This window comes from Verrucosispora sp. WMMD1129, from assembly GCF_029581255.1.
Lineage (GTDB): Bacteria > Actinomycetota > Actinomycetes > Mycobacteriales > Micromonosporaceae > Micromonospora > Micromonospora sediminimaris.
Window position 1 is genome coordinate 6,400,718 of the sequence record NZ_CP120741.1, and the last position, 11,305, is coordinate 6,412,022.

Here is an 11,305-nt window from a genome sequence, read left to right on the forward strand (position 1 = left end):
GCCCGAACGGCGCGCCTGGGGGCCGCCGCACTCGCCGCCTGTCGGACCGACGTGGCACGATCGCTCAGGTGACCAGCAGATCCACCACCGAACAGCGTCTCGACGACCTGGCCCGGCTGCGCCGGGTGCGCGACCGCATCGACCGGGAGTACGCCAAGCCGCTGGACGTCGAGGCCCTCGCCCGTGGGGTCAACATGTCGGCCGGGCACCTGAGCCGTCAGTTCCGGCTGGCCTACGGCGAGTCCCCGTACGGCTATCTGATGACCCGGCGCATCGAGCGGGCCATGGCGCTGCTGCGCCGTGGCGACCTGAGCGTCACCGATGTCTGTTTCGCGGTCGGCTGTTCGTCGCTGGGCACGTTCAGCACCCGCTTCACCGAACTGGTCGGCGTGCCGCCCAGCGTCTACCGGCGCGACGCGGCCCGTGCGACGAAGGGGATGCCCTCCTGCGTGGTGAAACAGGTGACCAGACCGGTCAGGAATCGAGAAGCAGCGGCCCTCGCGTCGCAGCTAGCGTGACCGGCATGAACATCACCATTCACGCCAGCTTCCTGCCGCACAACGACCCGGACGCCGCCCTGGCCTTCTACCGGGATCTGCTCGGTTTCGAGGTCCGCAACGACGTCGGCTACCAGGGCATGCGCTGGATCACCGTCGGCCCACCCGGTCAGCCCGGCACCTCGATCGTGCTGCATCCACCGGCCGCCGACCCCGGCGTGACCGACGAGGAGCGCCGTACCATCACCGAGATGATGGCCAAGGGCACCTACGCCTCGATCCTGTTGGCCACGCCCGACCTCGACAGTGTTTTCGAACGGTTGCAGGCCAGCGACACCGAGATCGTGCAGGAGCCGACTGACCAGCCGTACGGGGTTCGTGACTGCGCCGTCCGGGACGCCGCCGGCAACATGATCCGTATCCAGGAAGTGCGATGAGCAGGGACAACCGGTCGGCACCACCCGCCGCCGACAGCCACGATCTGATCCGGGTGCAGGGCGCCCGGGAGAACAATCTCAAGGACGTCACCGTCGAGCTGCCGAAGCGCCGGCTGACGGTGTTCACCGGCGTCTCCGGTTCGGGCAAGAGCTCGCTGGTGTTCAGCACCATCGCGGCGGAGTCGCAGCGGCTGATCAACGAGACCTACAGCGCGTTCATCCAGGGCTTCATGCCGACCCTGGCCCGGCCGGAGGTCGACGTCCTCGACGGGCTGACCACCGCGATCATCGTCGACCAGGAGCGGATGGCCGCCAACCCGCGGTCGACCGTCGGCACCGCCACCGACGCCAACGCCATGCTGCGGATCCTGTTCAGCCGGCTCGGCAAGCCGCACATCGGGTCGCCTCAGGCGTACTCCTTCAACGTCGCCTCTATCAGCGGTGCCGGCGCGGTGACCATCGAACGTGGCGGCACCACCACGAAGGAGCGGCGGAGCTTCAGCATCACCGGTGGCATGTGCCCGCGCTGCGAAGGCACCGGGCGGGTGACGGACATCGACCTGACCGCGTTGTACGACGACAGCAAGTCGCTCAACGAGAGCGCGATCACCGTGCCCGGTTACAGCATGGACGGGTGGTACGGCCGGATCTACCGGGGCAGCGGCTTCTTCGACCCGGACAAACCAATCCGCAAGTACACCAAGAAGGAGCTGCACGACCTGCTCCACAAGGAGCCGACCAAGATCAAGGTCGACGGGATCAACCTGACGTACGCGGGTCTGATCCCGCAGATCCAGAAATCGTTCCTGTCCAAGGACGTCGAGGCGATGCAGCCGCACATCCGCGCCTTCGTGGAACGGGCTGTCACCTTCACGACCTGCCCCGACTGTGGCGGCACCCGGCTGAGTGAGGCGGCCCGCTCCTCGAAGATCAAGGGCGTCAACATCGCCGACGCCTGCGCGATGCAGATCAACGATCTCGCCGAGTGGGTACGCGGGCTGCGCGAGCCCTCCGTGGCGCCGCTGCTGGCGTCGTTGCAGCACACCCTCGACTCCTTCGTCGAGATCGGGCTCGGTTACCTCAGCCTGGACCGGCCGTCCGGGACGCTCTCCGGCGGCGAGGCCCAACGCACCAAGATGATCCGCCACCTCGGGTCGTCGCTCACCGACGTCACCTACGTCTTCGACGAGCCCACCATCGGGCTGCACCCACACGACATCCAGCAGATGAACCGCCTGCTGCTGCGGCTTCGCGACAAGGGCAACACCGTGCTCGTGGTGGAGCACAAGCCGGAGACGATCGCCATCGCCGACCACGTCGTCGACCTCGGCCCCGGCGCCGGCACGGCGGGCGGCACCGTCTGTTTCGAGGGCACCGTCGAGGGACTGCGGGCCAGCGGTACGCTCACCGGCCGCCACCTGGACGACCGGGCCACCCTCAAGAAGTCGGTGCGTACGCCCACCGGGCACCTGCCGATCCGTAAGGCGTCAACGCACAACCTGCGCGACGTCGACGTCGACATCCCGCTCGGGGTGCTGGTCGTGGTCACCGGCGTCGCCGGTTCGGGCAAGAGTTCGCTGGTGCACGGGTCGATCCCGCCCGGTGCCGGGGTGGTGTCGATCGACCAGGGCGCGATCCGTGGCTCGCGGCGGAGCAACCCGGCGACGTACACCGGGCTGCTCGATCCGATCCGTAAGGCGTTCGCGAAGGCCAACGGGGTGAAGCCGGCGCTGTTCAGCGCCAACTCCGAAGGCGCCTGCCCCAACTGCAACGGTGCCGGCGTCATCTACACCGACCTGGCGATGATGGCCGGCGTCGCCACGGTGTGCGAGGAGTGCGAGGGCAAGCGGTTCCAGGCATCCGTCCTGGAATACCGCTTCGGCGGTCGGGACATTGCCGAAGTGCTCGCGATGCCGGTGAGCGAGGCGGAGGAGTTCTTCGGGTCCGGCGAGGCGCGTACGCCGGCCGCGCACCGCATCCTCAACCGGCTCGCCGAGGTCGGCCTCGGCTACCTCAGCCTCGGCCAGCCGCTCACCACTCTCTCCGGCGGTGAGCGGCAGCGGCTCAAGTTGGCCACCCACATGGCCGAGCAGGGCGGGGTCTACGTGCTCGACGAGCCGACCACCGGGTTGCACCTCGCCGACGTCGAGCACCTGCTCGGTCTGCTCGACCGGCTCGTCGACTCCGGCAAGTCGGTGATCGTCATCGAACACCACCAGGCGGTCATGGCCCACGCCGACTGGATCATCGACCTGGGGCCGGGCGCCGGTCACGACGGTGGTCGGATCGTCTTCGAGGGCACCCCCGCCGATCTTGTCGCTGACCGGTCCACCCTCACCGGCGAACACCTCGCCGCCTACGTGGGCGGCTGAAAAGCCACCGGAGAGGTCACTGGGTCGATCCCAGGATTACCTACATGTGGCGTACCGCCTCGCCGGCCAAACGCAAGTGGGTTCGGCAGTGCTGGGACGCGATCAGCTACGACTACCGCTGGCTCTTGGGTGACTAACTGGTTGACAACTGGCACGAGCAGGGCCGGACGTCCATGGACGCTGCCGCACTGTCCGAGCAGCTCGGTCCCGCTGTAAGCGCAGCTCTTCGGCGCACGATCGTTCCTTCGGGACGAACCAGTCACGAGAGCTTTATGAGAGGCAGCAGGGCTGACGGCCCAGATCGCACCCCGGGTCCCGCCCATTACCGTGCGGACGACCCTGCTGCCTGCCGAGGGCCTGTCTCGCTAAGGGTGTTTCCGGCGATCTTGGTTAGTAGGTTTCAGCGGCTGGGAAGCGGTCGCTGAAGGTGATGGCGAAGGCGTTCAGGGCGGGTTTCCAGCGCGTCGTCCATCGGGTTCTGCCTGCTCCGGTGGGGTCCAGGGATCGGGTCACCAGGTACAGGCACTTCAACGCGGCCTGCTCGTTGGGGAAGTGGCCGCGGGCCTTGACCGCCCGCCGGTAGCGGGCGTTCAACGATTCGATCGCGTTGGTCGAGCAGATGACTGTGCGGATCTCCAGGTCGTAGTCGAGGAACGGGATGAACTCCGCCCACGCGTTGTCCCACAGCCGGATCACCGCCGGGTACCGGCCGCCCCATTTCTCGGCCAGGTCGTCGAACGCGGCCCTTGCGGCGGTGGCGTTGACGGCGGTGTAGATCGGCTTGATATCGCGCTTCAGCTCATCCCAGTAACGCCGCGAGGTGAGCCGGAAGGTGTTGCGGATCAGATGGATCACGCACGTCTGCACCACCGTCTGCGGCCACACGTTCGTGACGACATCGGGCAGGCCCTTCAACCCGTCGCAGACCAGGAAGAACACGTCCTTCACGCCCCGGTTGCGCAGGTCGGTGAGCACGCTCATCCAGAACTTCGCGCCCTCACCACCCGCGCCGGCCCACAACCCGAGGATGTCCTTGTCCCCGTCGAGGGTGACTCCGATCGCGGCATAGAACGGCCGGTTCGCCACCTGCCCATCCCGCACCTTCACCACGATGGCGTCGATGAACACCGCCGCGTAGATCTCGTCCAGGGGCCGGTGGGACCAGTCGGTCATCTCCTCGATCACCTTGTCGGTGATCCGCGAGATCGTCTCCTTGGACACCGAAGCCCCGTAAATCTCGGCGAAGTGCGCCGAGATTTCCCCGGTGGTCAAACCCTTGGCATACAACGACAACACCACCTCATCGACGCCCGACAGGCGACGCTGCCGCTTGCGCACGATCTGCGGCTCGAACGTGCCCGCCCGGTCCCGCGGCACGTCGATCTGCACCCGTCCCGACGCGTCGGTCAACACCGTCTTCGACCGAGTGCCGTTGCGGATGTTGCCCGAGCCGGCACCGTCGGGTTCGTGTTTGGCATAACCGAGATGCTCCGTCATCTCCTCGTTCAACGCGGTCTCCAGGACCGTCTTGGTCAACTGCTTCAACAGCCCGTCCGGACCCGTCAACGACAAGCCCTGCTCCTTCGCGGCCCGAACCAGCTCAGCGGCGGCTTTCGCCTCCGCCGACGGCTCAGCCCGCTTCTTCCGTCCGGTCTGGTCGTTCAGTGTCGCGGTCATCACGGCACCCTCCTCACCAGGCACAACGCCCGGCAGGTCAGGCCGGAAACACCTTTAGATCCACAGACCCCCTGCCGACTAGTCTGCCACGCCTGGTGTCTCCTGTTGCTGTCGACAGGGGACTGTAAGACGAACGGTGTAACTCCTGATCAAGGAGCAGCACCTGATGTCTGATGGATCGATGGCCGCCGTGGATACTGCCGCGGTGGCGAAGAACGGGCCGGGACAACCGGCGGAGGGTCTCGACGGGGAACTCGTCGCCCAGATCGTGGAGCAGGCCCGTGCGGCGGGTCTGCAGCTGACCGGCGACGGCGGTCTGTTGCAGCAGCTCACGAAGCGAGTCCTGGAATCAGCGCTTGAGGGCGAAATCACCGATCACTTGGGCTATGACAAGGGCGAGCCGGCGGGCAGGAACGGCGGGAACTCCCGCAACGGTGTGCGGGCCAAGACGGTGCTCACCGATGTCGGCCCGGTCGAGATTGACGTGCCGCGCGACCGGGATGGGTCGTTCGCGCCGCAGATCGTCCGCAAGCGGCAGCGTCGGTTGTCCGGTGTGGACGACATGGTCATCTCGCTGTCCGCCAAGGGCCTGACCACCGGGGAGATCCAGGCCCACCTCGCCGAGGTCTACGGTGCCGACGTGTCACGGCAGACGATCTCGACGATCACTGACAAGGTTGTCGAGGGCATGACCGAGTGGCAGAACCGGCCTTTGGACCCGGTCTACCCGGTGATCTTCCTGGACGCGGTGCACGTGAAGATCCGTGACGGGAAGGTCGCCAACCGGCCCATCTACCTGGCCCTGGCCGTCACCGTTGACGGCACCCGGGACATCCTCGGGCTGTGGGCCGGTGACGGCGGTGAGGGCGCCAAGTTCTGGCTGCAGGTCCTCACCGAGCTGAAGAACCGCGGTGTCGCGGACGCGTGCATGGTGGTCTGTGACGGACTCAAAGGGCTGCCCGACGCGATCGGCGAGGTGTGGCCCGAAGCGGTGGTGCAGACCTGCGTGATCCATCTGCTGCGTGCCTCGTTCCGGTATGCCGGCCGGCAGCACTGGGACGCCATCGCCAAAGCCCTGCGGCCGGTCTACACCGCGCCCACCGAGCCGGCTGCCAGGGCCCGGTTCGCCGAGTTCACCGAGGCGTGGGGCGGCAAGTATCCGGCGATCGTGCGGCTGTGGGAGCAGGCGTGGGCGGAGTTCGTGCCGTTCCTGGCCTTCGACGCCGAGATCCGCACCGTCGTCTGCTCCACCAACGCCATCGAGAGCGTCAACGCCCGCATCCGCCGCGCCGTCCGCGCCCGCGGCCACTTCCCCAACGAGGCCGCCGCGCTGAAATGCGTCTACCTGGCCGTGATGAGCCTCGACCCCACCGGGCAGGGCCGCCGGCGCTGGACCATCCGCTGGAAGCCAGCCCTCAACGCCTTCGACATCGCCTTCGAAGGACGCCTGTCCGCAGGCCGCAAGTAGCCGTCAACAACCCGAGTTACACCGTTCGTTTGACAGACCCGTCGACAGCAACAGGAGACAGCAACGAGCCGGGACGAGGACAGCCGCCAAGCGCGAACCGTTGCCCGAGGTTGCGTACGTGGATGGACGTTGCCGGACGGAGCGCCCAGAACTTACAAGCGAGGGGTCAACGGCGTGCGACGTTGAGGGTACGGTCGATGGGGTGGCGGCTGGGTGGGTTCGCCTGGCCTGTTGAGCTTGGAGCGGCGTTATGGCCTCGTCCGTCGATCCGCGCTTCGGTGTAGCTCTGCGTGAGTTTCGGGAGCGGCGTGCTCTGTCGCTTCGTTCCCTCGGGCAGCTCGCGCATCGGAGTAAGAGTCATCTGCACGAGTTGGAGACAGGGCTGAAGGCTCCGACAGCGGATACGGCGCGCCACTTGGACCGGATTCTCGGTGCGGGAGGCGTGCTTGCTGGCCTGGTGGATGCGCCGGTCGACCATGCTGCCGAGGCCGGTGAGCTGCTTGCGAGGGTCGCTGCCAGTGACGTGAGTAGAGACGTGCTCGACCGGATCGAGCAGGGCGTTGACGACCTTGCCAGTTCCTATCCGACGTTGGCTCCGGCGGATCTTCTACCGTTGGTGCGGCGGCACCTCGCCTATGTGGGGCGGTTGCTGGATGGACGGGTCACGCTTGCTCAGCGGCGTCGGTTGTTGATTGCCGGTGGCTGGTTGGCGGTGTTGCGGGCGACCGTTCACATCGATCTGCGGCAGCGGACTGCTGCGGCTGCTCACTTGCGGGCTGCTCGTGATCTTGCCGAGCATGCGGAGCATGGCGAGATTCAGGCGTGGTGTCTGGAAACCCGGGCCTGGGACGTGTTGACTCAAGGTGACTACCGGACGGCGCTCGTTCTTTCCGATCAAGCTCAGCGGGTCGCTCCGAAGGGTAGCTCCGCTCGCATTCAGGCGACTGCTCAGGAGGCCCGTGCGTGGGCGCGGATCGGGGACGTGGGTGCGACTCGGCGGGCGTTGGACCGGGTTGAGCGGCTGACGGCGAATCTGCCTGTTCCGGAGCGCGCCGAGCATCACTATCGCTACGACCCGGCGAAGGCTGCCGCGTATACGGCCACGACGTTGGCGTGGGCGGGTGACCCGGGTGCGGAGCAGGTGGCGCGGGCGGTGTTGGCGGATCTGGATCCGCACGGCGATGGGGGAGCGCGGCCCCGCCGTGTCGCGTCGGCGCGTCTCGACCTTGGTCTTGCCTTGGTCGCTGCCGGTCAGCCGGATGAGGCGGTGGCGCTGGGGGTGCAGGCGGTGGCGTCTGGGAGGGTGGTGCCGTCGAACTGGTGGCGGGCTGCGGAGTTGCTGGCGAAGGTAGAGCAGTCGGGGGTGCCGGAGGCCGCGACATTGCGTGATCTGTGTATCGAGTACGCCCCGGGACGTCCACCAGCAGCGGACAGCACACCTGGTTAGCGGACAGTCACCTTCTGGATCGACAACGCGCACGGCGTGAGGCTTGACCTCTACAACGGGCGCGGAATCGAGGCACATCAGCAGATGGCCCTCCGTGTCCTCAGGAGGGAGGGCCGGACAGATGGCGGTGGCTATTGGACTCCTGCGGCGAATAGTCAGCCGGTACTTCCCGTCGCCACCGGCGGTATCGGGGTTCGGCCAGCGCATCCAGACGATGGAGCAGGAAGCCGCCCGGCGGCGGCTGTTGGACCAGGCACGAGGCGTACAACAGCATCCGACAGCGGGCAAGGACGCGTCGATGTCGCGGGAGCGGCGCGTCTCGTATGACGAGTACCTGTCGGCCACCGCGTTGACGTTTGCCCGGCGGCATCGGCCCGTGTGGTCGTGGCAACTGTGGCGGCGGGTCTGCCGGTGCGGTGCCGATCTGCCGTGCCGTGCTCGGCACCGTATCCCGATCAATCGGGGCCACTGGCCGCAGGAGGGCGAGCAGTGACCGGCGGCCCGGAGCGGACGATCCTCGCGGTGCATGTCCGAGGGCTCGACGGCATGTGTGTGGGCTGTCGGGCGTGGTGGTCACGACTGGCCCCGTACCCCTGCTGGCAGGTGGACTGGGCGACCAGCCGGCAGGCCCGCGCGAGCGTCGCCCGGTTCCTGGACGGTGTGCGGTGACCACCCACGGCCCGGTGTTGCCGATCTGGAGCTGCGGCGGCTGCGACCTGCCGTGGCCCTGCCCCACGCGCCGGCGGGAACTGCGGGCGGAGTACGCCGACGCGCCGGTGTCGCTGGCGCTGTACCTCGGCGGCTATCTCGTGCAGGCCGCCGAGGACATGCCCTGGGCACCAGCCGGCGCACTGCACCGCCGTTTCATCGGCTGGACCAGACAACCGCCAGCAGTACGGCAGCGGAGTACAGCGCCCGTGCCGGCCGAACCAGGCCGGTACGGGCGTCACCAGGCCGGATGACCTCGTATCGAGCCCGTTCCGGCCGGCCTGCCGAGAGTTCACACGCGGCGGTGAGGGCCTTCGCCACCCCACGGTGATGATCATCACCGTGGGGTGAAACCTACCCTCTCCGGAGGGTAGGTTCGGTGCTGGTCGTCGAGGTGCGGCTACGGCCCCTCGCGGTCTCCTTCCTGAGCGGTTCCTTCCGGGCGACGATGCCCGGAAACGGTCCGGAAACGTCCGACCGGCACTGGTATGTGCAGATCACGTCGCTCCCTGCCCGGGGGAGCGGCATCGTGTGTGCGGCCGACGCGTGCACCCTGAGTGGAAACGGCTATATGTCTTCGATGCTGTCCGCGGTCGCCCGGCCGCGTCTGTCCCGCCCGTCCTGGCTGTCGCCGAAGGTGTTCCGGACCGAGGTCCTCGCCGGGCTGGTGGTGGCCCTGGCCCTGATCCCGGAGGCGATCAGCTTCTCGATCCTGGCCGGGGTGGATCCACGGGTCGGACTGTTCGCCTCGTTCACCATGGCCGTGGTCATCTCGATCTGCGGTGGCCGCCCGGCGATGATCAGCGCGGCTACCGGCGCGATCGCCCTGGTCGTCGCACCACTGGCCAAGGAGCACGGCCTGGACTACCTGATCGCGGCGGTGATCCTGGGCGGGGCGATCCAGGTGCTGCTGGCCGCCCTCGGGGTGGCGAAACTGATGCGGTTCATCCCGCGCAGCGTGATGGTCGGGTTCGTCAACGCCCTGGCCATCCTGATCTTCGCCGCGCAGGTGCCGTACCTGCTCGGGGTGCCGTGGCTGGTCTACCCCCTCGTCGCCCTCGCTCTGGTGATCATGGTCGGCCTGCCCCGACTCACCAGGGCCGTGCCGGCGCCGCTGGTCGCGATCGTCGTGCTGACCGTGATCACGGTGGTCGCCGCGGTGACCGTGCCGACCGTCGGGGACCAGGGCGAACTGCCGAACAGCCTGCCCACCCTCGGCCTGCCGCAGATCCCCTGGACGATGGAGACCCTGGCCCTGATCGCCCCCTACGCCGTCGGTATCGCGCTGGTCGGGCTGATGGAATCGTTGATGACCGCCAAGCTGGTCGACGACATCACCGACACCCACTCCAACAAGACCCGCGAGTCCTGGGGCCAGGGCGTGGCCAACATCGTCACCGGCTTCTTCGGTGGCATGGGCGGCTGCGCCATGATCGGCCAGACGATGATCAACGTGAAGGCGTCCGGCGCCCGGACCCGCCTGTCGACGTTCCTGTCCGGCGTCTTCCTGCTCATCCTGGTCGTGGCCCTCGGCGACGTGGTCGCCACCATCCCGATGGCCGCCCTCGTCGCCGTGATGGTCATCGTCGCGGTCTCCACCTTCGACTGGCACTCCGTCGCCCCCGCCACGCTCAAGCGCATGCCGCTGGGCGAGACCCTGGTCATGGTCACCACCGTCGCCACCACCCTGGTCACCCACAACCTGGCCATCGGCGTCGTCGCCGGTGTGCTCACCGCCATGGTGATCTTCGCCCGCCGGGTCGCCCACCTGGTCGAGGTCACAAGCGTCCTCGACCCCGACGGCGGCACCCGGATCTACTCGGTGCACGGCGAACTCTTCTTCGCCTCCAGCAACGACCTGGTCTACCAGTTCGACTACGCCAACGACCCGGAGAAGGTGGTCATCGACATGAGTCGGGCGCACGTCTGGGACGCCTCCTCCGTGGCCGCCCTGGACGCCATCACCACCAAGTACGCCGACCGCGGCAAGACCGTCGAGATCGTCGAACTGAACAAGCCCAGCGCGGCAATTCACGGCAGCCTCGCCGGCACCCTCAGCGCGGGCCACTGATGACCCTCACCGGACGCGACGTCGGGCCGCGACACGCCAGCGGCCCGGCACCCGACCGACTCATGCAGATCGGCGAGGCCGCCGAACGGGTCGGCCTGAGCATCCGCACCATCCGTCACTACGAACAGGTCGGGCTCATCGTCCCGTCGGCCCGGACCGACGGCGGCTTCCGCCTCTACACCGAACCCGATCTGGACCGCCTCGGGGTGGTCAAACGGATGAAACCCCTCGGGTTCACCCTCGACGAGATGCGCGACCTGCTCGGCATCCTCGACGCGCTGCCCGCTGCCGACGATGACGAACGTCGCGCCCTGCTCGACCGGCTCGCCATGTTCCACACCCTCGCCACCACGCGGGTCGACGCACTCCGCGAACAGCTGGCCACCGCCGAAGGCTTCGCCGACACCCTGCGGCAGCGGATCGACAAGCACACTCGCCCGGACTAGTTGCACTGCCCAGGACGTTTCGGCCACTCGCCCACGGCGGACCCGCGTGTCAGCCTGCTGAGGTTCACTGCTGATGCCGTCCCGGCCACCTGTTGTCCATGCGATGTCAACCTGAACTCTTCTCGGCGCCGGTACCTTGCGGTCTCCGTGAGTCGCGCCGGGCCTGCCGGCGGGTGTCGCGG

At 67.8% G+C, this 11,305-nt stretch carries 9 protein-coding genes and 1 pseudogene; 9 read left to right on the forward strand and 1 reads right to left on the reverse strand.

Annotation, left to right across the window (positions count from 1 at the left end; all coding sequences use genetic code 11):
• Positions 1-68 precede the first annotated feature (68 nt).
• From O7624_RS29580 to O7624_RS29590, 3 genes are read left to right on the forward strand one after another with little or no spacing between them, the layout of a single operon-like run.
• Entirely contained in the window at positions 69-518 is a 450-nt protein-coding gene (locus O7624_RS29580) for a helix-turn-helix transcriptional regulator (protein WP_282238221.1), read from the forward strand.
• 5 nt (positions 519-523) lie between these two features.
• The gene (locus O7624_RS29585; protein ID WP_282238222.1) at positions 524-934 is read left to right on the forward strand and encodes a VOC family protein; all 411 of its coding nucleotides are present in this window, start codon (positions 524-526) and stop codon (positions 932-934) included.
• Positions 931-3,306 (forward strand): excinuclease ABC subunit UvrA, encoded by a 2,376-nt coding sequence (locus O7624_RS29590; RefSeq protein ID WP_282238223.1) that lies wholly within the window; start codon positions 931-933, stop codon positions 3,304-3,306. The genes O7624_RS29585 and O7624_RS29590 overlap by 4 nt, the downstream gene beginning before the upstream one ends.
• A 390-nt stretch (positions 3,307-3,696) precedes the next feature.
• On the opposite strand, the gene O7624_RS29595 is transcribed toward O7624_RS29590, so the two are convergent.
• Complete coding sequence (locus O7624_RS29595) at positions 3,697-4,983, reverse strand: IS256 family transposase (RefSeq protein ID WP_282237173.1); 1,287 nt, start codon at positions 4,981-4,983, stop codon at positions 3,697-3,699.
• A 166-nt stretch (positions 4,984-5,149) separates the two neighbouring features.
• Here O7624_RS29595 and O7624_RS29600 point away from each other — a divergent pair, with 166 nt between their 5' ends.
• The 6 genes and pseudogenes from O7624_RS29600 to O7624_RS29630 all read left to right on the forward strand — a co-directional run bounded on the left by O7624_RS29600 (position 5,150) and on the right by O7624_RS29630 (position 11,123).
• On the forward strand, positions 5,150-6,451 hold the full coding sequence (locus tag O7624_RS29600; protein WP_282236516.1) for an IS256 family transposase: 1,302 nt from the start codon (positions 5,150-5,152) through the stop codon (positions 6,449-6,451).
• 250 nt (positions 6,452-6,701) lie between these two features.
• On the forward strand, positions 6,702-7,898 hold the full coding sequence (locus tag O7624_RS29605; protein WP_282238224.1) for a helix-turn-helix transcriptional regulator: 1,197 nt from the start codon (positions 6,702-6,704) through the stop codon (positions 7,896-7,898).
• A gap of 327 nt (positions 7,899-8,225) precedes the next feature.
• Positions 8,226-8,567 (forward strand): annotated as a pseudogene (locus O7624_RS30715) (hypothetical protein); the annotation flags it as partial.
• The gene (locus tag O7624_RS29620) at positions 8,564-8,860 is read left to right on the forward strand and encodes a hypothetical protein (RefSeq protein ID WP_282238227.1); all 297 of its coding nucleotides are present in this window, start codon (positions 8,564-8,566) and stop codon (positions 8,858-8,860) included. The pseudogene O7624_RS30715 and the gene O7624_RS29620, both read left to right, overlap by 4 nt.
• A gap of 317 nt (positions 8,861-9,177) precedes the next feature.
• Positions 9,178-10,677, forward strand: a complete 1,500-nt coding sequence (locus O7624_RS29625; protein ID WP_282238228.1) for a SulP family inorganic anion transporter — start codon at positions 9,178-9,180, stop codon at positions 10,675-10,677.
• Positions 10,677-11,123, forward strand: a complete 447-nt coding sequence (locus O7624_RS29630) for a MerR family transcriptional regulator (RefSeq protein ID WP_282238229.1) — start codon at positions 10,677-10,679, stop codon at positions 11,121-11,123. The genes O7624_RS29625 and O7624_RS29630 overlap by 1 nt, the downstream gene beginning before the upstream one ends.
• Positions 11,124-11,305 lie beyond the last annotated feature (182 nt).